Origin of the sequence: Planococcus halotolerans (assembly GCF_003289955.1) — a bacterium.
Taxonomy (GTDB): Bacteria; Bacillota; Bacilli; order Bacillales_A; family Planococcaceae; genus Planococcus; species Planococcus halotolerans.
In genome coordinates this window covers 118,918-144,943 of record NZ_QLZR01000001.1, presented here as the reverse complement: position 1 = coordinate 144,943, position 26,026 = coordinate 118,918, and the positions used below count along the sequence as shown (strand labels likewise).

26 protein-coding genes and 1 riboswitch are annotated in these 26,026 nt (G+C 46.0%); of the genes, 25 read left to right on the top strand and 1 reads right to left on the bottom strand.

Going from position 1 to position 26,026, the window contains the following annotated elements:
* The first annotated feature begins 130 nt into the window (after window positions 1-130).
* Genes lipL through DP120_RS00615 form a run of 3 tightly spaced genes read left to right on the top strand, consistent with a single transcriptional unit; the run spans window position 131 to window position 2,805 of the window.
* Window positions 131-946, top strand: coding sequence for an octanoyl-[GcvH]:protein N-octanoyltransferase (lipL, locus tag DP120_RS00625; RefSeq protein ID WP_112221256.1), 816 nt, complete (start codon window positions 131-133; stop codon window positions 944-946).
* A 59-nt stretch (window positions 947-1,005) separates the two neighbouring features.
* Window positions 1,006-2,310, top strand: coding sequence for an HD domain-containing protein (locus DP120_RS00620; protein ID WP_112221255.1), 1,305 nt, complete (start codon window positions 1,006-1,008; stop codon window positions 2,308-2,310).
* Entirely contained in the window at window positions 2,311-2,805 is a 495-nt protein-coding gene (locus DP120_RS00615) for a YwgA family protein (protein ID WP_112221254.1), read from the top strand.
* 136 nt (window positions 2,806-2,941) lie between these two features.
* Here the strand turns inward: DP120_RS00615 and DP120_RS00610 are convergent, their stop codons facing one another.
* Window positions 2,942-3,127 carry a 2-hydroxymuconate tautomerase gene (locus tag DP120_RS00610; RefSeq protein ID WP_033542009.1) on the bottom strand — a complete coding sequence of 62 codons (186 nt, stop codon included), beginning with the start codon at window positions 3,125-3,127 and terminating at the stop codon, window positions 2,942-2,944.
* A 62-nt stretch (window positions 3,128-3,189) separates the two neighbouring features.
* On the opposite strand from DP120_RS00610, the gene DP120_RS00605 reads away from it, so the two are divergent.
* The 22 genes from DP120_RS00605 to DP120_RS00500 all read left to right on the top strand — a co-directional run bounded on the left by DP120_RS00605 (window position 3,190) and on the right by DP120_RS00500 (window position 26,016).
* The gene (locus DP120_RS00605) at window positions 3,190-3,705 is read left to right on the top strand and encodes a YwhD family protein (RefSeq protein WP_112221253.1); all 516 of its coding nucleotides are present in this window, start codon (window positions 3,190-3,192) and stop codon (window positions 3,703-3,705) included.
* Window positions 3,706-4,267: 562 nt separating this feature from the next.
* Window positions 4,268-5,101, top strand: a complete 834-nt coding sequence (speE, locus tag DP120_RS00600; RefSeq protein WP_112221252.1) for a spermidine synthase — start codon at window positions 4,268-4,270, stop codon at window positions 5,099-5,101.
* A 3-nt stretch (window positions 5,102-5,104) separates the two neighbouring features.
* Window positions 5,105-5,977: an agmatinase gene (speB, locus tag DP120_RS00595; RefSeq protein WP_112221251.1), complete on the top strand. Its 873-nt coding sequence runs from the start codon at window positions 5,105-5,107 to the stop codon at window positions 5,975-5,977.
* 420 nt (window positions 5,978-6,397) lie between these two features.
* Complete coding sequence (locus DP120_RS00590; protein WP_112221250.1) at window positions 6,398-7,642, top strand: cation:proton antiporter; 1,245 nt, start codon at window positions 6,398-6,400, stop codon at window positions 7,640-7,642.
* Between the two features lie 161 nt (window positions 7,643-7,803).
* Window positions 7,804-8,214 carry a YwiB family protein gene (locus DP120_RS00585; protein WP_112221249.1) on the top strand — a complete coding sequence of 137 codons (411 nt, stop codon included), beginning with the start codon at window positions 7,804-7,806 and terminating at the stop codon, window positions 8,212-8,214.
* On the top strand, window positions 8,211-9,872 hold the full coding sequence (gene argS / locus DP120_RS00580; protein ID WP_112221248.1) for an arginine--tRNA ligase: 1,662 nt from the start codon (window positions 8,211-8,213) through the stop codon (window positions 9,870-9,872). Before DP120_RS00585 ends, argS begins: the two co-directional genes overlap by 4 nt.
* A gap of 44 nt (window positions 9,873-9,916) precedes the next feature.
* A riboswitch (cobalamin riboswitch) is annotated at window positions 9,917-10,103 on the top strand.
* Between the two features lie 327 nt (window positions 10,104-10,430).
* Window positions 10,431-11,408 carry an ABC transporter substrate-binding protein gene (locus tag DP120_RS00575; protein WP_112221247.1) on the top strand — a complete coding sequence of 326 codons (978 nt, stop codon included), beginning with the start codon at window positions 10,431-10,433 and terminating at the stop codon, window positions 11,406-11,408.
* On the top strand, window positions 11,401-12,402 hold the full coding sequence (locus tag DP120_RS00570) for a FecCD family ABC transporter permease (protein WP_112221246.1): 1,002 nt from the start codon (window positions 11,401-11,403) through the stop codon (window positions 12,400-12,402). The genes DP120_RS00575 and DP120_RS00570 overlap by 8 nt, the downstream gene beginning before the upstream one ends.
* Complete coding sequence (locus tag DP120_RS00565; protein WP_112221245.1) at window positions 12,395-13,855, top strand: adenosylcobinamide amidohydrolase; 1,461 nt, start codon at window positions 12,395-12,397, stop codon at window positions 13,853-13,855. Before DP120_RS00570 ends, DP120_RS00565 begins: the two co-directional genes overlap by 8 nt.
* Window positions 13,852-14,805: an adenosylcobinamide-phosphate synthase CbiB gene (gene cbiB / locus DP120_RS00560; RefSeq protein ID WP_112221244.1), complete on the top strand. Its 954-nt coding sequence runs from the start codon at window positions 13,852-13,854 to the stop codon at window positions 14,803-14,805. The genes DP120_RS00565 and cbiB overlap by 4 nt, the downstream gene beginning before the upstream one ends.
* A complete protein-coding gene (locus DP120_RS00555) occupies window positions 14,792-15,871 on the top strand; it encodes a pyridoxal phosphate-dependent aminotransferase (protein WP_112221243.1) in 1,080 nt (359 codons plus the stop codon). Before cbiB ends, DP120_RS00555 begins: the two co-directional genes overlap by 14 nt.
* Complete coding sequence (locus tag DP120_RS00550) at window positions 15,853-16,401, top strand: bifunctional adenosylcobinamide kinase/adenosylcobinamide-phosphate guanylyltransferase (protein ID WP_112221242.1); 549 nt, start codon at window positions 15,853-15,855, stop codon at window positions 16,399-16,401. The genes DP120_RS00555 and DP120_RS00550 overlap by 19 nt, the downstream gene beginning before the upstream one ends.
* A gap of 12 nt (window positions 16,402-16,413) precedes the next feature.
* Window positions 16,414-17,184: an adenosylcobinamide-GDP ribazoletransferase gene (gene cobS / locus DP120_RS00545; RefSeq protein WP_112221241.1), complete on the top strand. Its 771-nt coding sequence runs from the start codon at window positions 16,414-16,416 to the stop codon at window positions 17,182-17,184.
* Window positions 17,157-17,741 (top strand): histidine phosphatase family protein, encoded by a 585-nt coding sequence (locus DP120_RS00540; protein WP_112221240.1) that lies wholly within the window; start codon window positions 17,157-17,159, stop codon window positions 17,739-17,741. The genes cobS and DP120_RS00540 overlap by 28 nt, the downstream gene beginning before the upstream one ends.
* Window positions 17,738-18,118 (top strand): bifunctional adenosylcobinamide kinase/adenosylcobinamide-phosphate guanylyltransferase, encoded by a 381-nt coding sequence (locus DP120_RS00535; RefSeq protein ID WP_240611930.1) that lies wholly within the window; start codon window positions 17,738-17,740, stop codon window positions 18,116-18,118. The genes DP120_RS00540 and DP120_RS00535 overlap by 4 nt, the downstream gene beginning before the upstream one ends.
* On the top strand, window positions 18,093-18,683 hold the full coding sequence (locus DP120_RS00530; RefSeq protein ID WP_112221238.1) for a cob(I)yrinic acid a,c-diamide adenosyltransferase: 591 nt from the start codon (window positions 18,093-18,095) through the stop codon (window positions 18,681-18,683). The genes DP120_RS00535 and DP120_RS00530 overlap by 26 nt, the downstream gene beginning before the upstream one ends.
* 1 nt (window position 18,684) lies before the next feature.
* Complete coding sequence (locus tag DP120_RS00525) at window positions 18,685-19,170, top strand: ECF transporter S component (protein WP_112221237.1); 486 nt, start codon at window positions 18,685-18,687, stop codon at window positions 19,168-19,170.
* Window positions 19,160-19,837, top strand: a complete 678-nt coding sequence (locus DP120_RS00520) for an alpha-ribazole-5-phosphate synthase (protein WP_112221236.1) — start codon at window positions 19,160-19,162, stop codon at window positions 19,835-19,837. The genes DP120_RS00525 and DP120_RS00520 overlap by 11 nt, the downstream gene beginning before the upstream one ends.
* A 259-nt stretch (window positions 19,838-20,096) precedes the next feature.
* On the top strand, window positions 20,097-22,241 hold the full coding sequence (locus tag DP120_RS00515) for a (Fe-S)-binding protein (RefSeq protein ID WP_112221235.1): 2,145 nt from the start codon (window positions 20,097-20,099) through the stop codon (window positions 22,239-22,241).
* 573 nt (window positions 22,242-22,814) lie between these two features.
* The gene (locus tag DP120_RS00510) at window positions 22,815-24,008 is read left to right on the top strand and encodes an acetyl-CoA C-acetyltransferase (RefSeq protein WP_112221234.1); all 1,194 of its coding nucleotides are present in this window, start codon (window positions 22,815-22,817) and stop codon (window positions 24,006-24,008) included.
* Window positions 24,009-24,010: 2 nt separating this feature from the next.
* On the top strand, window positions 24,011-24,862 hold the full coding sequence (locus DP120_RS00505) for a 3-hydroxybutyryl-CoA dehydrogenase (protein WP_112221233.1): 852 nt from the start codon (window positions 24,011-24,013) through the stop codon (window positions 24,860-24,862).
* Window positions 24,863-24,879: 17 nt separating this feature from the next.
* Window positions 24,880-26,016, top strand: a complete 1,137-nt coding sequence (locus DP120_RS00500; protein WP_112221232.1) for an acyl-CoA dehydrogenase — start codon at window positions 24,880-24,882, stop codon at window positions 26,014-26,016.
* Window positions 26,017-26,026: the final 10 nt, after the last annotated feature.

The window sequence follows — 26,026 nt, the reverse complement described above, 5'->3', positions numbered from 1 at the left end:
TCATACCCATCCCTCAAGTTCCTTCAAAAGGAGTGTCTGTCACTAATTTGACATGACCATCGTTCCTTTTCACAGAACACGCTGTAGGGTAAAATGAAAACAAGCGATAGCTTTGAAGAGGAGAAAATATATGCCGTCATTTATTGATCAAAAAGAATGGCGTTTCTGGGACCAGTCCCTGAGCGCAAAAAATAGATCCGCACTCGAATCATTCGCAGCGGACGATTTATTATGTGAATTGGTCGGCTCCGGTGCAAGCGTTCCGGCGATACGCACCTGGGTCCACGACGATACGGTCGTACTCGGTATCCAGGACCACCGGCTGCCGCATATCAATGAAGGAATCGGATTGTTGAAAGAGCGCGGATACACTCCGATTGTCCGGAATTCAGGCGGCCTCGCGGTAGTGCTCGACGAAGGCGTATTGAATATTTCGGTTGTATTATCAGAAAAGGAAAGTGCCATTGATATTCCGGAAGGCTACGAAATGATGCTCGATCTTGTCAGGCTACTGTTCCCTGAAGCAGAAATCGATGCGTATGAAATCGTCGGCTCCTACTGTCCGGGTTCATACGACCTCAGCATCGGCGGACGGAAATTCGCGGGAATCTCCCAGCGCCGCATCCGCAAAGGCATCGCCGTGCAAGTGTATCTTTGCGTCGAAGGCAGCGGCTCGGAGCGCGCGGAACTGATCCGCGATTTCTATGAAACGGGATTAAAAGGCGAAGAAACGAAATTCACTTATCCTGCCATCCAACCGGAAACGATGGCTTCACTCAGTGAACTGCTCGGCCGCAACATTACTGTGGCCGAAGTGGTGGTCGACTTATATAACCTGCTTGAAAAACCGGAGATGAAGCCGCTCCAGCCGGAAGAAACCGAGCGCTACGGCTATTACCTCGAGCGTGTTGTAGAACGCAATGCGAAAATGCTAAGCGCGACTTGAACGGCTGAAGCAGACTGATGTAAACTGAAGAATAAATAGAAAAATCTGGAGGTGCGTGTGTGGATTATGCAAATCAGAAATTAGCGGAAGAGAAAGTTTTTAAAGATCCGGTTCACCGGTATATCCACGTACGCGACCAAGTCATCTGGGATTTAATCAATGCCCGGGAATTTCAGCGCATGCGCCGCATCAAGCAGCTTGGCACATCCTATCTCGTGTTTCACGGAGCGGAGCACAGCCGTTTCAGCCATTCGCTTGGCGTCTACGAAATTGTGCGCCGCATACTGGACGATATATTCCACGGCCGTCCGGAATGGGATGAAAGTGAACGTCTCGTCGTTCTTTGTGCAGCCTTATTGCACGATCTGGGACACGGCCCGTTTTCGCATTCATTTGAGAAAGTATTCAATGTCGACCACGAGGATTTCACGCGTGAAATCTTGCAGGGTGATACGGAAGTCAACAGCATCCTGAAGAAAGTTGCGCCGGATTTTCCGAAGAAAGTGGCGGAAGTGATCGGCAAAACCTATGCCAATAAACAAGTGGTTTCCTTGATATCCAGCCAGATTGATGCGGACCGGATGGATTATTTGCAGCGCGATGCCTATTATACAGGGGTTTCCTACGGCCATTTTGATATGGAACGGATTCTCCGTGTCATGCGGCCGTTTGAAGACCAAGTCGTCATCAAATCGAGCGGCATGCATGCGGTTGAAGATTACATCATGAGTCGTTACCAGATGTATTGGCAGGTTTATTTCCATCCGGTAGCGCGCAGTGCGGAAGTGATTCTTCGGAAGATTCTTCAGCGCGCCAAATATTTGAGCGGCCATGGCTATAAATTCGAGCAGCCGCCGACACATTTTCTCGCCTTTTTCGATCAATCTTTTACTTTGAAAGATTATCTGGCGCTTGATGAAGGTGTGCTGATGACGTATTTCCAGCTATGGATTACAGAACGCGATCCGATTCTTTCAGATCTTTGCGACCGTTTCGTCAACCGCCGTCTATTCCAGTACGTCGATTTCGATCCAGGAAAAGATTATAAAAAACTGGGCGAACTGGCGCAGTTATTCCAAAAAGCCGGCATCGATCCGGAATATTATTTAATAGATGATTCGACATCGGATCTGCCTTATGATTTCTACCGGCCGGGCGAGGAAGAAGAACGCCTGCCGATACACCTGTTGATGCCGACTGGCGACATTAAGGAATTGTCGCGCCTGTCCCAGATTGTTGACGGGATTTCCGGCAAACGGCGCACTGACTATAAATTATATTTCCCTGCGGAATTATTGATTGATGGCAAAAAGAAGGAAATAAAACAGCAAATAATTGAGTTATTAAGAGAAGGAGGGGTTTGATTGCTCCAGGAACACGCAAAAATAGTGGATTTCATCTCCACGGCGGAAGGTGTAACCGGACGCAAGAAATTGCAGAAGATGATATACATATTGAAGAAAATCGGTGTGCCGTTTCAAGAAAAATACGAATTCCATATTTATGGACCGTATTCGGAAGAACTGACTGCGCGCATTGAAGAACTATGTGATATGGGTTTTATTCTCGAACAGAAAGAAGATAAAAGTTCCTACGTCCAATACCGCTACACGGTGACGGATGAAGGACTGGAATTCCGCAATGCACTCGGCAAGCCGGTGCTCGAAAACAGCGAGCATGCCATACAGCTGAACGGCAAAAGCGCCAGATTCCTGGAATTGACGGCGACATTGTTGTTCTTTGATGATTTGGAGCAGGTTGAGCAGATTGCGAAACTCCACAGCGTTAAAGGGAAACTCAATTTTACAGAGGAAGAAATTGGGGAAGCATTTGCTTTTATAGAAGAATTGAAGCAATAGGTTTTGCAAAAGAAAAAGCTTCCTTGAAGGAAGCTGAGGGTGGAGTCGCTTTTCTTAGTGTCAAGCCTTGGCGACGAAGCTAGCGCAGCGATACAGAGACAGGAGCACAGAGCTAAGCGGGTGCCGTCGCTCTTCTTTATTGATCAGAAAAAAGTTTCCCCTTCGTGCCGTAATCGGTTTTCTTCATGTCTTCGATGAAAACGACAACGTTCTCGACAGGTGCACCGGTTGTTTCGGAAACAGCTTCCGTGACTTTCTCGACAAGCGCACGTTTTTGGTCTTCCGTTCGTCCTTCGAGCATTTTAACAGTTACGTATGGCATAATGGACACAGCTCCTTTTCTTTGGGTTAGCCTTATCATAGCAGAATGGAGGGAATGTACACATGTCGAACAATGAAAAACCAAAACAAAAAGTAGGATTCACCATTATAAAAGACGATCCAACTGATGGCCATAAAGGCTACGGCATCGGATCTCTTTCGCTGGAAAACGTCTCGCCGCTGTTTATCGATGTTGCCGAACAGGAAGCATTTATCGATATCGGCGCCATGCACGCCCGCAGCCAAGTGGAGAAGGGCATCAAATTCACGACGAATCGAGAAGATTCGGCAGGCGGCAAGGATTACTGGCTGATCTGGATCACCATCGATTTCAACCCGGAAGGCCCTTATTACGCAGGCGTAACAGCCTGTGAGATGGTGGTAAACCGGGAAAAACGCCGCGGCTATAAAATTTTGGCCGACCACGTCAATCGCATGGACAAATCCATGAAACGCAGAATTTTGGTCGATAACATGGACGCGCCATCTAAACGCGTGCTTGCTGAATACTTGCGAAGCCACAATCCTGAAATGTGGCAGCGGAGTTCAGAACAGCTGCATAACGAACTGGATGTTTAAGTGGAATTAGAAAGAGTTTCAGCCGGTAATGGCTGGAGCTCTTTTTCATGTTGATTCTATCAAGGCAATCGGTTTAATAAAAACAGTGTTTCTTTCTACTATCATTTGCCTGATATAATTTCTTCCGGCTCAGACAGGTCACAGATTTCCTGAAATGAAAAGTCATTTATTTGCTGTCGACCGTATTTTTTTATTATTTTTGAACAAAATATGACTTTTGAAAATGGGTATAACAGGCAGTTGAAGTTGCAGGGAAAAGGAAGTACACTAGGGATACAGCTTTTAAAATAGAAAGCTAGGACACCTGTCGGCAAGCAAGTGCCGTGAGTGATTGTGAGTAAACCCAAGCCCAATGCCTCATGTCACTTTCTTCGCCAATCAGGATTAAAAAGGTTTTCTGTGCAGGGAAAAATTCTCTGTGCAGAAAGCCTTTTTAATTTAAAGAATAATGTTATGACAGGCGGGTAAAGGAGACTGTGGGAAAAATTCTATTGCACTTTCGTCCAAAACACTTATACTTTTTTAAGTGATTACTATAAGAGATAAAGGAGTTTGATTATAGATGGCAGGATTCTGGTACACAGAAAAGCAGACTGAGAATTTCGGTATTACAATGAAGATCAACAAAACGCTTCACACGGAGCAGACGGATTTTCAATATTTGGAGATGGCTGAAACAGCTGAATGGGGCAATATGCTGTTCCTTGACGGCATGGTCATGACTTCGGAAAAAGACGAATTTGTTTATCATGAAATGGTGGCGCACGTGCCATTGTTTACGCATCCTAACCCTGAAAATGTACTGGTGGTAGGCGGCGGTGACGGCGGTGTTATCCGTGAAATCCTAAAGCACCCTTCTGTTAAAAAAGCGACGCTGGTCGATATCGACGGCAAAGTGATCGAGTACTCGAAGAAATTCCTGCCATCAATTGCATCCGGCCTTGAAGATGCACGCGTGGAAGTGATTGTTGGAGACGGGTTTATGCACATCGCGGAATCGGATAACGAATATGACGTTATCATGGTTGATTCGACTGAACCGGTCGGCCCGGCTGTGAATTTATTCTCCAAAGGCTTTTATGCCGGCATTTCAAAAGCGTTGAAAGAAGACGGCATTTTTGTCGCTCAATCCGACAACCCTTGGTTCAAAGGCGACTTGATCAAGCAGGTGCAAAGTGACGTGCGTGAAATTTTCCCAATTACGAAATTGTATTTGGCGAACATCCCGACATATCCGAGCGGCCTGTGGGCATTCACGATCGGTTCGAAAAAATACGATCCGTTGACTGTGCCGGCTGAGCGTTTCCATGAGATCGAAACAAAATACTACACGAAGGAGCTGCACAACGCGGCATTTGCGCTCCCTAAATTCGTGAAAGATTTGGCAGGTGAATAAAATATGAGATTCGACGAAACTTATTCAGGCAAAGTATTTATCAAAAGCCATCCGAATTACGAAGAGTCAAAAGCAGTCTTATACGGCATGCCGATGGACTGGACGGTAAGCTACCGTCCCGGTTCCCGTTTCGGCCCGAATAAAATCCGTGAAGTGTCAATCGGCCTGGAAGAATACAGCCCGTACCTTGACCGCGAACTGGAAGACGTTAAGTTTTTTGATGCAGGCGATATTCCGTTGCCATTCGGCAATCCGGAAAAATCATTGCTGGAAATCGAAACTTACGTTCATACCTTATTGAAGGATGATAAAATCCCGATGGGCATGGGCGGCGAGCATTTGGTATCATTGCCGGTGATGAAAGCTGTCGCCAGCAAATACGACGACTTGGCAATCATCCATTTCGACGCGCACACGGACCTTCGTGAAAACTATGAAGGCGAAGAATATTCGCATTCGACGCCGATCCGCAAAATCGCGGACCATATCGGACCGAAGAATGTTTATTCATTCGGCATCCGTTCCGGAATGAAAGAAGAATTCGAGTGGGCAAAAGAACAGGGTATGCACATTTCGAAATTCGAAGTTCTCGAGCCGTTGAAGGAAGTATTGCCGACGCTTGAAGGACGCAGCGTCTACGTGACGATCGATATGGACGTATTGGACCCGGCGCACGCACCAGGCACAGGAACTGTCGACGCAGGCGGCATTACGTCGCGCGAGTTGTTGGCATCTATCCACGCCATCGCTGCATCCGGCGTCAATGTTGTCGGCTTCGACCTGGTCGAGTTGGCACCCGTATACGACCATTCCGACCAGACAGCGAATACAGCGAGCAAGCTGATTCGTGAAATGATACTTGGTTGGGTAAAATAGAGAAAAGCGACTGCGAAGAGATGAACCAAATGGAATTTGGGACATCTCTTTGCGACGAAGCAGCGCAGCGATGCAGGAGCACGTTTTTAAATTGGCGCAGCTGGGCTGACTTATGACCCGAAGAGCTGGGCCGCAGGAGTCTGGACAAGAGAAAAGCAACACTATAAAAAGGCGGTCCGGGAAAATTTCCCGGATCGGCTTTTTTGTATTTAATTTTGGGCTGCCGCGGATAAAAGCCGGCTAGGCGCGGATAAACAGTCATTTGCCGCGGATAAATCAACGCTAGGCGCGGATAAACAGCCTCCAGCCGCGGATAAACCACAAAATCCTCCCCATTCCTCCATAAAAGAAGGCATATTTATGTTTATTCCTGTCTGTTTAGAGAAATGGTTACCTAACGATCAAAAAGGGGGTAGCAATATGCATGAATTTAATGAAGTCTTTATTCAAATCCTCTTATTATTGGCGATTGCAATCGCGGTAGTCGGTGTTGCCAAAAAGATCAACCAGCCTGACACGATTGCGCTGGTGCTGGTCGGCTTATTGCTTGGCGTCATCAATCTGCCGTTCCCGCTTATTGACCATGCAGAAGAATTCATCACGCAATCGGAAGTATTTCAGGTCATCATCATTTCCTTGTTCCTGCCGATTCTTTTGGGGGATGCGACGCTCAAGCTTCCGTTCCATCATTTGTATCAGCAGAAAAACACAGTTATCGGAATGGCGCTCGGAGGAACTTTTCTATCCTTTATCATTATTGGCTTTTCAGCGCATTACCTGATTGGCATGCCGATTGCCGTAGCCTTTACGTTTGCCGCACTGATGAGTGCAACGGATCCAATCAGCGTTCTCTCTATATTTAAATCTGCAGGTGTTTCGCAAAAGCTGTCGACCATTATGGAAGGCGAATCTCTGTTCAATGATGGAATCGCCATTGTCCTATTCCAAATCTCATCTATTTATCTGCTGACTTACATAGAGATGGGATGGGCAGGCGTTGGCAGCGGTGTTTGGATGTTTATGCGATTTGCTGTAGGTGGCGTATTGGTCGGTGTGATTCTCGGCTTTATCTTTTCGCAAATCATCCGCTTCTATGACGATTATCCATTTGAAATCGCCATCTCGGCACTGCTGTTCTTCGGCAGTTATTTTATTGCAGAACATCTTCATGTTTCGGGTGTTATTGCAGTCGTTGCAGGTGGATTCGTATTCGGTGATTACGGCGGAAGAATCGGGATGTCTGCGACGACCGAAAGGAATATCAATTCTTTTTGGGATGTAATAACATTGATCGCCAACTCACTCATCTTCCTGATTGTCGGTCTGGAAATACGAAATATCGACTTCGCGGGGCAATGGAATATCATCTTATACGCAATCTTGATCGTTATCGGAGCGCGGATCATTGCCATTTTCCTCAGTACCATGCCGGCGAAAAGCTTGAGCAGAAAGGAAAGAATCCTTGTGAACTGGGGAGGGCTAAAGGGAAGTTTGTCGATTGCACTGGCACTTAGCCTTCCCGCAAGTTTCGAAGGCAGGGAAACGATCCTGCTGCTGACATTTTCCGTAGTGCTGTTCTCTTTGATTGTTCAGGGTCTGACAATAAAACCGTTGATCGCGAAACTTGGCCTCAATCAAAAAGAACAGGATAAAGAGGCGCATTAACTGAATGACTGTATCTTCCGGGCAGTTGTCTGAAACCTATTCCATGGGACAGACAACTGCCCCGCTTTTTTCCTGTAGTGTCGAAATAGAAACTTAATTGAAAAATCCTGTGGACTCGGGCTATAATATAAAGGTTATTATTGAACGGGGAGGCGGCAACTTTGGAAAAATCAGTGGACATCAAACTGACGACGACCATCCGCCAGCCGGATATGGAAGAGCAAGTGATGAAACTGCAATCCCTCGGGACATTGACGGAAAAAAACAACCGCCAATACCTTCAGTACCGGGAGCAGCAGGATGAGCTTGAGATTAGGACCATTGTGAAATTCAATGAAGAAGAAGCGGTAATTATGAGAAGCGGCGGCCTTCAGATGAGGCTACCGTTTTTATTGCATAAAGAGCAGACAGGAAACCTGACAAATGCGCAGGGTTCTTTTATGCTGACGACGACCGCCCACGAGTTATCTGTGAGCGGAACTCATTTTAAAGTCCGGTATGATTTAACGTTCGGCGCTGATTATGCCGGAGAGTATGAAATGGAAATTCAATTTATGGAGGCTACAAAATGAATGCAGTTGAAAAAGTCCAGCACGCCATTAAACTGGCGATAGCGGAAGCCGTAGAAAAAGCGGAATTGACGACAGAACCGGTGGATGTCCACTTAGAAGCGCCAAAAGATAAGGCTAATGGCGATTATGCTACGAATATCGCAATGCAATTGACGCGTATAGCAAGAAAAGCGCCGAAAATGATTGCGGAAGCGATTGTTTCCAATATTGATAAAGAATCTGCAAACATCGAGAAAATTGAAATTGCGGGCCCAGGTTTCATTAATATCACGATCAAAAAAGATTATCTTCTGGACGTTGTAAAAACGGTTCTGGATCAACAGGAGAATTACGGCCGCACCAATTCCGGCGCAGGCGAAAAAATCCAGGTCGAGTTCGTATCTGCGAATCCTACAGGAGATCTTCACCTCGGCCACGCACGCGGTTCGTCAGTCGGCGATTCACTTTGCAACGTGCTGGACTTTGCAGGCTATGATGTGTCCCGTGAATACTATATCAATGATGCCGGCAATCAAATCAATAACCTGGCATTGTCCATTGAAGGGCGTTATTTTGAAGAGCTCGGCAAAGGCGAGAGTATGCCTGAAGATGGCTACCGTGGCCAGGATATCATCGACATCGCCAAAGGACTTGTTGCTGAACACGGCGATAAATTCCTGAACATGACCCACGAAGAGCGCTATGCGGAGTTCCGCAAGCACGGACTTGAAGTGGAATTGGCGAAACTGCAGAAAGATTTGGCTGATTTCCGCGTCGAGTTCGACGTCTGGTTCTCGGAAACTTCACTATATGAAAATGGCAAAATTGACTTGGCTTTGCAAAAACTGCGCGACAATGGCCATATCTACGAAGAAGGCGGCGCAACCTGGTTCCGTTCGACGACTTTCGGCGACGATAAAGACCGCGTGCTGATCAAGAACGATGGATCGTATACTTACTTGATGCCGGATATCGCTTACCACGAAGACAAGATTTCCCGTGGCTTCGGCAAATTGATCAATATTTGGGGAGCTGACCACCACGGTTATATTCCGCGGATGAAAGCGGCAATCGAAGCGCTTGGCTACGACCGTGACACGCTTGAGGTGAGCATCATCCAAATGGTGCAATTGTATAAAGACGGCGAGAAGATGAAGATGAGCAAGCGTACCGGTAAAGCGGTAACGATGCGTGAATTGGTCGAACTTGTCGGACTGGATGCTGTGCGTTATTTCTTCGCGATGCGTTCAGGTGATTCGCATATGGACTTCGACTTGGATCTGGCAGTTTCACAGTCCAATGAAAACCCGGTTTACTATGCGCAATATGGCCATGCCCGCATCTCTTCGATTTTGCGCCAGGCAGAGGAGCAGGGTTATACGGCTTCAACTGACAATCTGGAGTTATTGGCAGATGAAAAGGAAATTGACGTACTCAAGAAAATCGGTGATTTCCCGCAAGTCATCGCGGATGCTGCAAAACAGCGCGCGCCGCACCGTGTGACGACATATATCCAGGAATTGGCTTCACAATTCCACAGTTTCTATAACGCCAATAAAGTGCTTGATACTTCGAATGAAGAAATGACCCGTGCGCGTCTTGCGTTGATCACAGCCGTTAAAACGACGCTTGCAAACGCATTGAAAACTGTCGGTGTATCTGCGCCGGAAAAAATGTAAGCGACATTTCACAAAATTTCTGTATAATGAACTAGAGAAGTAAATTTTATATCAATCATAAAGGTGCTTATGTCTAAGAACATGAGTTAAAAGGGAAGCCGGTTCGATTCCGGCGCGGTCCCGCCACTGTAAGTGAGAGCTATCTGTAAAATGCCACTGGAACAATGTTTCGGGAAGGTGCAGAATGCGATGATCATGAGCCAGGAGACCTGCCTTTATGAAACACCCATAAGCTTGCGAGGACAGGCTGGATGCGCATGTCTTTTTATGGCGTCCTTTCAGACCTCCCGCAGTTTTTTGTGGGAGGTCTTTTTATATGAAAAGCGGAAGCGCCCGTTTAGCTCTGAAAGGCATAAGACGATCTGGCGAAGTGGCGTCTTTTCAGCCGCACAGTCAGAGTGGCTTATGACCCGAAGAGCTGGGCCGTTGGAGACCGGACACTAGAAAAGCGGAAGCGCCCGCTTAGCTCGGAAAGCCGGTTCAGCCTCGAATCAGCGGTACCCCCTCCGCTGATTCGGTGCTGAACCGCAAACAACAAACACATTGGAGGAATACAACATGAAGAAATTTTGGAAATTCGGTATGAGTGCAGGACTCGCAGCAGTGCTGCTTGCAGGATGCGGCGGAGAAGACGCGGCGAATGAAGAACAGCAAATCGAAACACCGGCAGAACCGCCGACAGAAGTTGCGGAAGCGGAATTCCCGGTAACATTGGTGGATGCTACGGGTGAAGAAGTAGTGATTGAGGAAGAGCCGCAGGCGATTGTTTCCATGATCCCTTCCAATACAGAGATAGCCTATGAATTGGGATTAGGCGAAAAGATAGTAGGCGTTTCCGATTTTGATAATTACCCGGAAGAAACAGCTGATGTAGAGAAAATTGGTGGCATGGAATTCAACGTGGAAAAAATAATCAGTCTGGAACCGGATATTGTCTTTGCTCACGAGTCGGGACTTGGTGCTGGAACTGAAGGATTGGATCAGCTTACTGAAGCAGGACTCACTGTATTTGTTGTCGACAATGCAGAAAGTTTTGAAGAAGTCTATGACACAATCACTGTAATTGGCCAAGCTACGGGAGCTACGGAAGAAGCCGATGCAATTGTACAGCAAATGGAAGTACAGGTTAATGAGATTTCAGAGCAAGCAAGCAATGTAGAAGAAACGAAATCTGTTTTTGTGGAAGTGGGCAGTGATCCTGAGATTTATACAACTGGCTCTGGAACTTTCATGGATGAGATGCTCCAAATCATTAACGCTGAGAACGTAGCCGGTGATCAGGAAGGCTGGGTCAGCATGGATCCGGAAGCTATTGTAGCAGCCGACCCTGAGGTCATTGTTACTACAGAAGGCGGATATATTGAAAATGCTGAAGAAATGATCAAAACCAGAAGCGGTTTTGCGGAAGTTACCGCAGTCGAAGAAGATGCTGTCTACAGCGTTGATGCCGACCCGGTTAATCGCCCAGGCCCTCGTTTGACAGAAGGTCTCCTTGAGCTGGCTCGTGCAGTTTACCCGGAGGTCTTCAGTGAGTAAAAACATACTGGCATATATCGTTTCCCTGCTGTTATTATGCGGAGCGATCGTGCTGGGTGTAACGATCGGCACGGTGTCAATTTCACCTGTCGTTTTATGGAATCCTGCATCAGATGCAGCGGCAGCCAATATTCTTTGGAATATCCGTATGCCGCGTGTGGTTCTGGCAGGTCTTGTCGGTGCTGCTCTTGCGATTGCAGGGGCTGCATTCCAGGGCCTGTTGAAAAATCCGTTAGCCGATCCTTACACTTTAGGAGTGTCTTCCGGTGCCTCTGTTGGCGCCGTGATGACACTTTTTTTCGGCATATCGCTCCCTTTTCTTGGAACGTTCACATTACCGGTGATGAGCATGATCGGCGCATTGCTGACCATGTTCATGGTTATGGGATTTGCTAAATTGGTCGATCGTTCAATGAAAATGGAGACAGTCATCTTGACGGGAATCATTTTCAGTTCATTTCTTGGGTCTATAATTTCATTGATGATCGCTTTGACGGGCGAGGAGCTGAGGCAGATTATCGGCTGGCTCCTCGGAAGTGTATCGATGCGGGGATGGCCATATGTACAGATGGCTCTGCCTTTTATTGTGATTGGCTCATTTGTACTGTGGCTGAATCGCCGCGAATTGAATGCTATGCTATTCGGTGAAGAGCGTGCACAACACCTGGGTGTGGATGTGAAAAAAAGAAAGCTATTGATACTGATTGGTGGATCGGTGCTTACCGGTGCAGCAGTTGCAGTTTCTGGTACAATCGGGTTTATCGGATTAGTAGTGCCCCATATGACGCGTCTTGTTTGGGGATCTGATCATCGTCATTTGCTGCCTTTATCATTTATCAATGGAGCATCGTTATTAATCATCTGTGACCTGGTAGCGAGAACGATTATTTCTCCAACAGAGCTGCCGATTGGGGTTATCACCTCGTTTATAGGTGCACCTGTTTTTGCTTATATTTTTTTCCGCCAACGCAAGGGAGGTTCATTGAATGCTTAGCATTAAAAATTTATCGGGCGGCTATGGAGATAAAAAAATTATTGAAGATGTTTCTTTCGAAGTGGAAAAAGGGGAAATGCTCGGAATATTGGGCCCGAATGGCAGTGGGAAATCGACACTTATGAAACTCATAAGCGGAGTACTGCCAGTCAAAGAAGGAATGATTACGGTAGACGGAAAGCAGATTGCCGATTTTCCGCCTAAAGAACTCGCCAGAACAATGGCGGTTCTGCCTCAACTTCATGTCCATGCTTTTTCGCATTCTGTCCGTGAAACAGTTTCGCTTGGAAGATATCCGCATCAAAGCGGCTGGTTTTCCAGCTGGTCCAAAGAGGATGAACAATCGGTTATCGAAGCGATGCGTCTGATGGATATCAGCCATTACGAAACGAGTCAAATCGATCAATTATCGGGTGGTGAACAGCAACGGGTCTTTGTAGCTCAAGCTCTTGCACAAAATGCTTCGATTTTACTGCTCGACGAACCGACCAATCATTTGGATATCAATCATCAAAAAGAATTGCTTGATACTATAAAAAAACAGGCTATTGAAAAAGATTTGACCATTGTTTCGATTTTTCACGATATTAATCTGGCTGCAATGTATTGCGATAAATTATTGCTGTTGGATAAAGGGGAAATCTATCGCATCGGCGAACCGCACGAAGTAGTCAGGGAGCTAGACGTGGAAGCTGTTTACAGAACCAGAGTAAGCAATCATCCGCATCCGGAATTGCCTAAGCCTCAAATTACACTGTTGCCGAATGTAAAAAGAGATATTTCATTGACTCAAGTCAGAGCAGAAGATTTTTTGATTTCATCCCAAATGGTTCTTTACAGAAGCAAGGTGCCGTTGAAAACTGTTTCGTCTGCAGTCGTTAATCCAGGTTCTGGCTGGTTCCGGAATTTTATGAACCGCCATGTCGATGCTGCTTACAACATTGATAACAGCCCCGCGGAAATGAAAAGTTTTATTGAAAAGAATGAATTGAAATCGACGGACACGGTAGGCATGATGACAGCGGTGCAAACCGAGCATGCCGTAGTAAAAGAATATGAAGGCCCGTTCGGTACCGTTGTAATCACTGTTACAGCAGGTGTCGGCAACGGAGTCGATGTTTCTAAAGCAGTTGAACGGACAATGCATGTAGGAACGATCAATACGTGGATAATGGTCAATGGGACGTTATCGGAAGAAGCTTTTATCCAAGCTATGATTACAGCGACAGAAGCGAAAACCAAAGCGCTGCAACAGGAGCGGGTCTTAGATCCATTAACGGGTACAATCGCAACAGGTACTTCAACGGACAGTTGTTTAGTGGCAGCAACGCAGCAAGGGGAGTATCTGCCCTATGCCGGTCCAATCACCGAAATCGGTAAATTGATCGGCCGCGGCGTTTTTGAATGCACTGTAGAAGGGATCAAAGTGTATCGGGAGGCAAAGAAGGCATGATACACCATATACTCGCAATTGGTATAGGTTTGATGCTCGACCGTTTGATAGGAGATCCGCCGCACTGGCCACACCCGGTTCGTTGGATCGGGAAGTATATTTATAAAGCAGTCGAATTATTAAACAAAGAGCCACATGCTTTTCGGAACGGTTTTCTGTTAGTGGGATCATTGATTGCCATCGTTTTTGTGACTGTCTATAGTGCAGTATTCTTGGCTTATTCGGTCCATCCGTTTTTGGGGATTGCGGCAGAGGCACTTTTAATCGCTTCAGGCTTGGCGCAAAGGAGTCTGCAAGTTGCAGCCGAGGATGTTTATAAACCTCTGCTGAATAACAATCTGGATGCGGCACGCCAAAAGCTGTCATGGATTGTTGGACGAGATACATTACACTTGGATGAAAGCGAAATTACACGCGGAGTAGTCGAAACTGTATCGGAAAATACCAGTGACGGGGTTACGGCTCCCTTATTTTGGGCTTTTCTGTTGGGTGCCCCTGGTTTATGGATGTATAAAGCGGTCAATACGTGTGACTCAATAGTGGGATATAAAAATGAGCAGTTTCGGCAATTCGGATTTGCTTCGGCCCGTTTGGATGATTTACTGAATTATATACCGAGCCGCATTACGGGTTTTTTGATCCTGATGCTTACATGGAATAAAAGAAATCTCTCACTCGCGGATCGTTTGAAGGAGTGGATCCACTACGCTCCGAAACATCCGAGCCCGAACAGCGGCTGGCTGGAAGCGGCTACTGCGGTGCAGCTGGGAATCAGATTAGGCGGCGAAAATTCCTATGGAGGCGTCTCTTCGTTCCGCGCTTATATGGGTCACCCGGTTTACAGTCTCGAAGCAAGCCATATCAGAGAAACAGTGACCCATATGCAGATTGCAACATGGGCTTTTTTTATATTATTTGCGATGGGAGGAATAATCATTGAATTTGCCTAATCATGGTGCGAATCCGCTGCGTCTCTATAGTCAGTCAGGTATAGAGCCTCCTGAAAAGTTCCTGGACTTCAGTGATAATATTCACCCTTTCGGTCCGCCTTCATTTATAAAGGAAAACTGGTCCGGATTTTATCCGTTGCTGAATGCGTATCCTGATCCGCACGCGGAACCTTTTCGAACAGCAGCAGCTGCTTATCACCAACTAGAGACAGACCAGATAGCTGCAGCAAATGGCGCTGCCGAAATTTTCACATGGCTTGCCAGGCGCTACCGTGGTAAACGGGTAATCTTATTGGAACCTGCTTTTTCTGAATATCGACAAACTCTGGAAGCAGAAAGTGCAGTTATCAGCGAAATTCAATTATCCTCTGAAAACAATTGGCAAGTGAATGTCGATGCAGTCAAAGCGGAATTGGGTAACAGTGCAGCTGTATATATTTGCAACCCGCATAATCCTACCGGAATATTATTGACAGTGGAAAAACTGAAAGAAATCGCAGATTCTTGTTGTGCTGCAGGTTGTGAATTAGTTATAGATGAGGCTTTTATCGATTTTATTGGTGAGGAAGCATCGTTTGCTGAATACCTTTCTTCATATCCTCAAGTAATAATTGTGCGTTCGATGACAAAGATGTATGCAATTGCCGGTTTAAGGCTGGGATATGTATTGGCTGCGCCGAAAAAAATCAGTGAATTAACCGAAGGCGCGGCTCATTGGAATGTCAATGCATTGTCAGCAACGATCGGGTCCGGCTGTTTTCCGTTGGAAGACTACCGCCAAACTATTCGGCTCGCTGCCAATAAGGAACGGAACAAGATGATACAATTCTTTATAGAAGAAAACTGCCGCTTTTCCAATTCCCAGGCTAACTTTCTTTCATTCAGCCTGCCGGACGGCAAAGATCCAGATCTGTTTTTTCAGGATATGCTGAAAAAAGGCATCGTATTGCGTCATACATATTCATTTAAAGGAATGGACGGCCGTTGGTTCCGAATCGGCATGAAGTCGGATGCTGTGATGGACCGGCTTAGGGAGGAGATTTCCTTATGGCTCGCGCAAAAATGATTTTTATCAGCGGTGGTGTTCGAAGCGGAAAAAGTGCCTGCGCTGAATCCATGGTTCGGAAGTTTGATGCGCAAAGAAAAATTTATCTGGCAAGCGGCCGGGCAGATGATACCGAGATGAGGGAGCGCATAGAAAGGCATCGCAGTGATCGGAGAACGGACGGCTGGCATACGATTGAGCAGGCAAAACAGTTCGAACAGGTGTTGCCTTTACTGGAAAACGGGGATGCTGTGTTATGGGATTGTGTAACAACCTGGTTGGCCAATGAATTATATGAAGGCTGGGATAACGGACAAACTTGTGCTGAACAAAAAGGCTGCATGGAACTGAAGTGGAGAAATATGCAGAAGACGTTATTGCAGATTTTAAGCAAAATAGAATTCATGGTAATAGTTTCCAATGAGATACTGGACGATTTTATGCGTGACGAACAATATATGAAATGGCTGGGCAAAATTCATATGTGGCTGGTGCAGGAAGCGGATCAGGCATTTGAGATGGAAAATGGAATAGCATTTAAAAGAAAGTAGGGAGAACTCGCAATGGCCAAGTATATAGGAACAGGACTGCTGCTGGCGTTGCAGTTTTTCTCTGTTTTTCCAATCAGAAAAAATTTACCTATGGAGCGACAGCATGTGACCGCTATGTACATTCAACTGCCAGTGATTGGCATGTTGATGGGCGGCGTATTGGCAACTGCAGCTTTATTACTGCGGGATGCAACTGATGCCAGTTCTTTATTGGTCGGATTTTTAATGACACTGCTTAGCATTGCCATGACTGGCGGTCTTCACCTGGATGGATTGGCTGATTCAGCAGATGCCTATTTTTCCTATCAGGAAAAAGAAAGGCGTCTGGAGATAATGGGAGACCCGCGCATTGGGGCATTCGGCGCAATTGCATTAATTTTAACGATAACCGGAAAAATCGTCATTATTTCTGAAACGGTTCTTTCAGTGTCTGTTTGGATGATTTTATTAATACCAATCATTTCCCGAATCGGTCTTCTGCTTCTTTTCACTTTGACTTCAACTTCCAAAAATTCTGGTCTCGCTGCCTTTTTTCGAAAAAAGGCGAACTTATCCATGATTACAGCGTTTGCCTTGGCATGGATAGTTATTGTGGCTGCAGCAATTATTATTTTGGCAGGGTGGCAGAATGGGATTGCGCTACTCGTTGCATTTCTTATCGCCTCTTTTCTTTACCGCCTATGGTGCAATAAAAACTTTGGTGGAGTCACAGGCGATTTGTTCGGAGCCTACGTGGAAGGAATTGAGTTATTATTATGGATAATGATTTTATTCTTCATCTGATCCGCCATGCACCGACTGCCGGAAATATAAAAAAGCAATACATAGGCTGGACAGATGAACCCATACTGCCATTCAAAGCGAGATCCGATAAGATGAATAGAGTAGTATGGGGAAGTGATTTACTGCGTTGCAGACAAACCGCATCGATATTGTTTCCGAATGCGGAATATAAGGCAGACCCGAACTTTCGGGAATGCAATTTTGGACAGTGGGAAATGAAAACCTACAAAGAGTTAGAGCATATTCAAAGCTACCGGGACTGGATTGATGATCCGTTTTTGAATACTCCTCCTGATGGCGAAAGTTTCAACCATTTGATAACGCGGGTCGAAGCGGCTTTGCAAAATCTGCCGGCAGGCAATGAATTTACTATTCTCATGCACGGGGGGCCACTCCGGAATCTGCTGGCACGCGCGAAAAAGCAAACGTTTCGGGAACAAATTGCGTTGCACGGGGATTGCCACACACTTATATGGGAAAATCGAAAAGCATTCGGGGAGGGAGCCAGTTGCAAATCGTATTCGGTGGAGCCTTTAATGGTAAAAGGCAATTTGTGAAACAACAAGTGAAATTGGATGAATGGTCTTGGTATGAAGGAATATGTCCGGAGAGTATCAGCGAACCGGCTGTCATTGCAGGTTTTGAAAATTGGGTAAAGCTGCAATTGCAAAATGAAATATCGGAAGAAGAAATTCTACAGCAAGTAAAAAAAGTCAGCCAACAGGCTGGAAGTTCGGAACAGATCTGGATTTTAACCGACATGAACCGGGGCATTGTGCCGATTGATCCCGTTGAACGGGAATTGCGGGATGTAATCGGGAGGATCTATCAATATCTTTTCGCTGAAGCACAACAAATAACGCGGATTTGGTACGGCATTCCACAAATTATAAAAGGGGCGGATCATTGTGAAAATCTATACAAAAACAGGTGACAAAGGGCAGACGAGTCTGATCGGAGCACGCGCAGATAAAGATGCACCACGGATAGAAGCTTACGGGACGATTGATGAAGTGAACTCATTTATTGGAAAAGCAATGACTGAGCTGGATCCATCAAGATTTGCCGATCTGCTGGAAGATCTTGAAGCCATTCAAAATGAGTTGTTTGATTGTGGAGGCGATTTGGCAGATGTTCGTAAAGATCCCCAATACAAAATGACGGAAACACCAGTGGAAATTTTGGAAAAAAGAATAGATGAGTTAGTGGAAGAACCGCCATTGCTGGAACGCTTTATCCTTCCAGGAGGTTCACCTGCAGCAGCAACTCTCCATATCGCCCGTACAATTACACGCCGTGCTGAACGTCAGACGGTGACATTGACGAAGTCCGGAGAAGAATTCCCATCCGTCGTGCAGCGCTATTTAAACCGGCTATCCGATTATCTTTTTGCAGCAGCCCGTGTAGCCAACTCAAGAAATGGTATGCCAGACAATGAATATGTCAGAAGTGCTAAGGTTTTCAAAGGCGGCGGACTAGGCAAAAAATCGGAGGAATAAAATGGAGACAAAAAAATTGGTGCTGGCTGCTTTATTCATCAGCTTATCAGCAGTTGGCGGTATGATAAAAATTCCGCTCGGTATAGCTTCGATTGCGCTCGATACGATGCCAGCGTTGATAGCCGTCTTGTTTTTTTCGGCTCCACTGGCTGGCACTATCGCGATTTTCGGCCACTTACTGTCAACGCTCTTTGGCGGCATGCCTCTTGGACCTTTTCATTTCCTCATTGCTTTGGAAATGGGTGCAATCGTCTGGTTGTTTGCGAAATTGCATAACATAAATAAAAACTGGATCAAATGGGTGGCATTCATTCTCGGCAATGGGGTAATCGCAACTGTTCCTTTTTATTTTCTGCTGTCGCCGGCATTTTTTTACGCATCCGTGCCGGCACTGTTGTTTGCGTCATCTGTCAATGCAGCAGCAGCGGCGATTGTTATGCCATCTATCATTAAAATGACTGCGGGGAGATCGTTCCATGCGACATGAACTGATCATTGATGACCTCGTCGTGACAACTGATAATTCTGCAGCTATTGGCGAAAAAGAGTTTGACGAAATCAAAGCGCCGGACCGCATTGTGGCAAAATTCTCGGCAAGAGTGGCATTGCTGGAACAATGGGCGGCCGGCAGTGAAGCACAGGCAGTATTACTGCATAATTTCAGCGGAGCGGGACAATGGGCCGAGTATGTTTCTGGCATAGAAGAACTTTTTAAAGAAGCCGGATTGCAGCCAATTCCGATGAAAGGAAGTTCCGAAACAAACATGAGCACACTTCAATCTGGTATTTCGGTAACAATTCTCGGAAAGAAAAGCAGAGAAATCAGCTATACAAACTTAACGTGGTTTGTTTATGGATTGCCGTTGACAGGCAGAGATGTAATGGACAAGCCTGGTCATGTTGCAGATATGAAATTATTAAACCAGTTGATAAAAGAAGAAATCATCGAGACCCTTTGGCCGATTGGGTCCAAAGGAATTGAGGCTGAAATAGAAGCAATGTTGGGCAAGCCGGTTTCACCGATAAACGGCCTGGATCTTCAAGCTTCCGGCGGACCTTCAACAGCTGTTCTGATTGGCGTCAGTCATGAAAAGAATGAGTTGTTGAAAAAGTATAAGGTTGAACCTCTTTTTCCATTATCTTTTATTGATTGAAAGGCATCGCTATCGGCGATGTCTTTTTGTTTTATTGATGTCCACAAAGTATGAACTAGTGATATTTTTTCTGTCCCGGTGAATGAAAAGAAGTGGAATAATATTATTAATTAAGGTGAAATATGAAAACCCTTTCAAATGAACTATTGACTGAATGCTCATTCATATTTTAATATAGAACTAAGCATCGACAATCGATGGGAGTTCACGTAAGCTTTGAATAAGGATTTTTTGGAATATATTTTAAGGGGGAATATCAATGGAGCCATTGCTCATTGCTAACTGGATCTTGTTCCTGGCTGTGACGATATATGCAGTTTATCTATTCGTTTATTTGCTGAAGTCACGCTACGATTACATCCAACTTGGGAAAAAAGTGGAGTTTGAGGACAATTTCAATGAACGTGTCCGCAAAGTCATGGTCAACGTTTTTGGTCAGAAAAAATTATTGAAGGATAAGAAAAGTGGAACAATCCACGTCATGTTCTTCTATGGATTCCTGTTGGTGCAGGCAAGCGCCATCGATTTTATTATCAAAGGCTTGTCACCAGGTTCTCATTTGCCGCTGGGACCACTGTATCCGGCGTTTACGTTTTTCCAGGAAATTGTAACGTTAACAATTCTGGTTGCCGTGGTGTGGGCATTCTACAGACGTTATATTGAAAAATTGGTTCGTTTGAAACGCGGTTGGAAATCCGGGCTTGTGCTCATTTTCATCGGCGGTTTGATGGTTACAGTCCTGGTCGGAAATGGCGCCGGAATGATTTGGCAGAACCATCCGACAGCTTGGACAGAGCCGGTTGCTTCTTTATTCGCGATGCTATTCTCTGGCCTTCCGGAAGTAGCGGCAGCGTCAATTTTCTATGTTATGTGGTGGGCACATTTATTGTTCCTGTTAACATTCCTTGTTTATGTTCCACAATCGAAACATGCTCACTTGATCTTCGGGCCGGTCAACACATGGTTCCACCGTGTTGATCACGTCGGCCGCTTGAAGCCGATCAATTTTGAAGAGATGGAAGAAGCGGATGAAAATGATCCAGACGCTATGCCTACATTTGGTGTCGGCAAAATCACAGATTTCAACCAGGCACAGATGATCGACTTCTACGCTTGCGTTGAATGTGGACGATGCACGAATATGTGTCCAGCAACCGGTACAGGGAAAATGCTGTCGCCGATGGACCTTATTACAAAACTCCGTGATAATTTAACAAACACGGGTGCAGTAATGACCCAGAAAAAACCTTGGGTGCCTGCAATGGCATTCGGCAATACGCAAGGAAACCAGTTGGCTATGGCTGCTGGCGCTGAAGGCGTAAGCATCGATGATCTTTACAGCCCAAGCCTTATCGGAGACGTTATCACAGAAGAAGAAATCTGGGCATGTACGACTTGCCGTAACTGTGAAGACCAATGTCCGGTAATGAACGAGCACGTCGATAAAATCATCGACCTTCGCCGTTACCTTGTTATGACTGAAGGGAGAATGGATAAAGATGCTCAGCGCGCGATGACAAACATCGAGAAGCAGGGGAATCCATGGGGCCTTAACCGCAAAGATAAAGAAAACTGGAGAGATGCGCGTGAAGACGTTCATATCCCGACTGTCAAAGAGATGAACAAAGCTGGAGAAGAATTCGAATTCCTGTTCTGGGTTGGTTCAATGGGTTCATTCGATAGCCGCTCTCAAAAAATCGCTCTGTCATTTGCCCGTCTGATGAATGAAGCGGGAGTGAAATTCGCAATTCTTGGCAATAAAGAAAAGAACTCCGGAGATACACCGCGCCGCCTAGGGAACGAATTCCTGTTCCAGGAACTTGCGACTGCGAATATCAAAGAGTTTGAAAAAGCGGATATCAAGAAAATCGTTACAATCGATCCACACGCATACAATATCTTCAAAAATGAGTATCCTGATTTCGGTTTCCAGGCTGAAGTCTACCACCATACCGAAATGCTGTTCGAGCTATTGCAGGAAGGCAAGCTGAAACCGCAATATCCGGTACATGAAAAAATTACGTTCCATGATTCCTGCTACCTTGGACGCTACAACGATGTCTATGACGCACCGCGTGAGATCTTGAAATCAATCGAAGGCGTCGAACTTGTTGAAATGGTCCGTAACCGCCAGGACGGAATGTGCTGTGGCGCCGGTGGCGGATTGATGTGGATGGAAGAAGATGCCGGACACCGCGTGAACGTTGCGCGTACCGAGCAGGCACTCGAAGTTAACCCTACAATGATTTCTTCCGGTTGTCCGTACTGCCTGACAATGCTGTCAGATGGAACGAAAGCGAAAGAAGTTGAAGAAACAGTAGGCACTTATGACGTGTCCGAACTGCTTGAAATGGCGATCTTCGGCAAAGAAACTCCGATGCCGGAAGAGACTATTGTCCAATAAAGAGAAACTTCATTCAGCGGAGTCTATTTTTCCGCTGAATGTTAGTTGATCCATTCGGGTTTTTAGGGTCAGTTGAGCTACCGCTTGGCAAAGTGGGAGCCTTACTGACCATTAAAACGGGATAAACATTGCTAAAAGTGGGATAATTCTATAATATGAAAGATAAGAGGAGGGAGTGTAAAAGCTCCCTTTTTTCACGAGAAATTGTCGAGCGAGCGTTCAGTCAATTTTATTCGCCGAAAGGAATTCGGCGAATAAAATTTGCGACGAAGCAACGGAGCGAAGCGTAGTGGTGCAGGAGCAAGTATGACCTGTCTCCAATTCTAGAAATGGTAACCCTCTGAAGCTAGTGAGGCATTGAATATTTATCAGCGGTTTTCAGAGGTTTATCAGCGATTTTTCTTGATTTATCAGCGATTCCGGTATTTATCGTCGATTTTTAAAGGTTTATCGTCGATTTTCATGAGTTTATCGTCGATTTTTCACCATTTATCGTCGATTCCGAGAAAAAAGCACATCCAAAATTTTTTTATTTCATGTGAAAACGTTTACAAAATGGGAGGAGAATTTATCATGGCAAAAACAGTTATCATTGATGGCGCAAGAACAGCATTTGGGAAATACGGAGGCGGTCTGAGTTCATTGACAGCCAGTGACCTAGGCGCTGCAGCAATCAAAGAAGCAATGAACCGTGCAAATATCCAGCCGGAAGATGTTCAGGAAGTGATCATGGGCAATGTTCTGCAGGCTGGTCAGGGCCAGATTCCATCAAGACAGGCCGCTTATAAAGCCGGCATTCCATATAACGTTAAATCGGAAACAATCAATAAAGTTTGTGCATCAGGTCTTCGTTCAGTAACGATGGCAGACCAGATCATCCGCCTTGGTGACGAAGAAGTAATCGTAGCCGGCGGAATGGAATCCATGTCGAACGCGCCTTACTATTTGCCGAAAGCACGCTGGGGCTTACGCATGGGTGATTCCCAAGTTATTGACGGAATGGTTCATGACGGATTGTCGTGTTCATTCCATCCGGACAAAGTCCACATGGGCACATACGGAAACTCGACAGCAGAAGAGCACGGCTTGACGCGTGAAAAACAAGATGAATGGTCTGTCCGTTCACATGAACGCGCCATCAAATCGAAAGACATTTTTGCTGAAGAAATCACAGCGATCGAAGTGAAGCAGCGCAAAGGTGATCCGATTAGAGTGGAAGTAGATGAAGCGCCGCGCGAAGGCACGACTGCCGATGCGCTTGCAAAACTGAAACCGGCATTCGGCAAAGACGGCACAATCACTGCCGGAAATGCACCAGGGATCAATGACGGAGCGGCTGCACTTATCCTGATGAGTGAAGAACGCGCACAAAGGGATGGTAAAACGCCATTAGCGTACGTACTTTCTCACACAGAAGTGGCTGTAGAACCGCACCGTTTCCCGGAAACACCGGGTCTCGTCATCAACGAGCTATTGAAGAAAACAGGCAAATCTTTGGATGACATCGATTTATTCGAAATCAATGAAGCATTCGCAGCTGTAGCACTGGCGAGTTCGAAAATTGCCGGGTTGGATGCAGAAAAAGTGAACGTCAACGGTGGATCTGTAGCACTTGGACACCCGATTGGTGCAAGCGGAACACGCATCATCCTGACTCTTGCATATGAACTGAAACGCCGTGGCGGCGGAATCGGCATTGCGGCAATCTGCTCAGGCGGCGGACAAGGCGATGCAATCATGATCGAAGTTCCTAAGGAGGCAAAATAAGAATGGCAATTCAAAATGTAATGGTGATCGGATCCGGACAAATGGGCTCCGGCATCGCGCAAGTCTGCGCTCAAGCTGGATTTAATGTGAAGTTGAATGATATGAAACAGGAAGCGTATGAGCGCGGAATTACGAATATCACGAAAAACCTTTCCCGCAATGTGGAAAAGGGTCGTATGACGGAAGACGAAAAGTCAGAAACTCTTGGACGCATTACGTCTTCATTTGATTTAAAAGACGCCCATGACGTCGATATCGTCATCGAAGCGGCAGTTGAAAACATGGAAATCAAGCACAGCATTTTCAAAACGCTTGATGAAGTGGCGCCGAAGCACGCTATTCTGGCGACTAACACGTCTTCATTGCCAATCACGGAAATTGCTGCTGCAACGAACCGTCCGGAGCAGGTTATCGGCATGCACTTTATGAACCCCGTGCCGGTCATGAAATTGGTTGAAATCATCCGCGGCCTTGCGACAACGGATGAAGTTTATAAAACAATTGAAGAAATGACATTGAAATTGTCGAAAACACCAGTGGAATGCAACGACTTTCCTGGTTTCGTTTCAAACCGTATCCTGATGCCGATGATCAATGAAGCAGTTTTCACGCTACAGGAAGGCGTCGCGACGAAAGAAGCGATCGACAGCATTATGAAAATGGGCATGAACCATCCGATGGGCCCGCTCGAGCTGGCTGATTTTATCGGACTCGACACATGCCTTTACATCATGGAAGTTCTTCATGAAGGCTTTGGCGACAGCAAATACCGCCCAAGCCCATTATTGCGCCAGTACGTGAAAGCCGGTTGGCTTGGCAAAAAAACAGGACGCGGATTCTACGAATATAATTAATCGAGGGGGAACCCGCAGTGGATTTACATTTTACAGATGAACAAATAATGATGCGCAATATGGTGCGCGATTTTGCTAAAGAAGAAATTACGCCTTTTATCGAAAAGATGGAAGAAGGCGAATTTCCACGGGGAATTTTGAACAAAATGGCTGGTCTTGGCTTGATGGGCATTACAGCTCCGGAAAAATACGGCGGCTCGGAAATGGATTTCACTTCATATATCACAGCTATCCATGAATTATCGAAAGCAAGCGGCGTCATCGGCGTTATTCTTTCCGTCCACACTTCAGTCGGAACGAATCCGATTTTGCATTTTGGGACAGAAGAGCAGATTGCTAAATATGTGCCGAAACTTGCAAGCGGCGAATATCTCGGCGCGTTTTGCCTGACAGAACCAGCAGCCGGTTCTGATGCAGGAAGTTTGAAGACAAGAGCTGTGCTGGACGGCGACGAGTATGTATTGAACGGTTCAAAAGTGTTTATCACGAATGGCGGCGAAGCGGATACTTATATCGTCTTCGCTTCCACGAAACCGGAAGCCGGCTCGCGCGGCATCTCCGCTTTTATTGTCGAAAAAGATTTTCCAGGCCTGATCATCGGCAAAGATGAGAAAAAAATGGGAATGCACGGTTCAAGAACTGTGCAGCTTACGTTCGACAATATGAGAGTTCCCGCTGAAAATCTTCTGGGCAAGGAAAACAAAGGCTTCAGCATTGCCATGGCTAACTTGAATGTCGGCCGTATCGGCATCGCCGCTCAGGCGCTGGGTATTGCCGAAGCTGCCTACGAGTATTCAGTTGCCTATGCTAAAGAACGTGAGCAATTCGGTAAACCGATTGCCCAGCAGCAAGGCATTGCGTTTAAACTTGCAGACATGGCTACTCAGGTTGAGGCGGCAAAACTTCTCGTCTATAACGCTGCCAGTCTCTATTCTGAAGGCAAGAATTGCAATAAAGAAGCGTCGATGGCGAAGTTATTCGCCTCAAAAGCTGCTATGGATATTGCTATTGAAGCAATTCAGGTATACGGCGGCTACGGCTATACAAAAGATTATCCGGTGGAGCGCTTGTTCCGCGACGCGAAAGTGACAGAAATCTACGAAGGCACGAGTGAAATTCAACGAATCGTTATCAGCAAGCAATTATTAAAATAGCAGGGGGAAA

Coding starts and splice junctions, on each gene's coding strand:
- cobS (WP_112221241.1), top strand. CDS start 16,414: ATGGCCAAGTATATAGGAACAGGACTGCTGCTGGCGTTGCAGTTTTTC.
- speB (WP_112221251.1), top strand. CDS start 5,105: ATGAGATTCGACGAAACTTATTCAGGCAAAGTATTTATCAAAAGCCAT.
- DP120_RS00520 (WP_112221236.1), top strand. CDS start 19,160: ATGCGACATGAACTGATCATTGATGACCTCGTCGTGACAACTGATAAT.
- DP120_RS00605 (WP_112221253.1), top strand. CDS start 3,190: ATGTCGAACAATGAAAAACCAAAACAAAAAGTAGGATTCACCATTATA.
- DP120_RS00510 (WP_112221234.1), top strand. CDS start 22,815: ATGGCAAAAACAGTTATCATTGATGGCGCAAGAACAGCATTTGGGAAA.
- DP120_RS00505 (WP_112221233.1), top strand. CDS start 24,011: ATGGCAATTCAAAATGTAATGGTGATCGGATCCGGACAAATGGGCTCC.
- DP120_RS00575 (WP_112221247.1), top strand. CDS start 10,431: ATGAAGAAATTTTGGAAATTCGGTATGAGTGCAGGACTCGCAGCAGTG.
- speE (WP_112221252.1), top strand. CDS start 4,268: ATGGCAGGATTCTGGTACACAGAAAAGCAGACTGAGAATTTCGGTATT.
- argS (WP_112221248.1), top strand. CDS start 8,211: ATGAATGCAGTTGAAAAAGTCCAGCACGCCATTAAACTGGCGATAGCG.
- DP120_RS00550 (WP_112221242.1), top strand. CDS start 15,853: ATGGCTCGCGCAAAAATGATTTTTATCAGCGGTGGTGTTCGAAGCGGA.
- DP120_RS00565 (WP_112221245.1), top strand. CDS start 12,395: ATGCTTAGCATTAAAAATTTATCGGGCGGCTATGGAGATAAAAAAATT.
- lipL (WP_112221256.1), top strand. CDS start 131: ATGCCGTCATTTATTGATCAAAAAGAATGGCGTTTCTGGGACCAGTCC.
- DP120_RS00515 (WP_112221235.1), top strand. CDS start 20,097: ATGGAGCCATTGCTCATTGCTAACTGGATCTTGTTCCTGGCTGTGACG.
- DP120_RS00610 (WP_033542009.1), bottom strand. CDS start 3,127: ATGCCATACGTAACTGTTAAAATGCTCGAAGGACGAACGGAAGACCAA.
- cbiB (WP_112221244.1), top strand. CDS start 13,852: ATGATACACCATATACTCGCAATTGGTATAGGTTTGATGCTCGACCGT.
- DP120_RS00525 (WP_112221237.1), top strand. CDS start 18,685: ATGGAGACAAAAAAATTGGTGCTGGCTGCTTTATTCATCAGCTTATCA.
- DP120_RS00540 (WP_112221240.1), top strand. CDS start 17,157: ATGGATAATGATTTTATTCTTCATCTGATCCGCCATGCACCGACTGCC.
- DP120_RS00590 (WP_112221250.1), top strand. CDS start 6,398: ATGCATGAATTTAATGAAGTCTTTATTCAAATCCTCTTATTATTGGCG.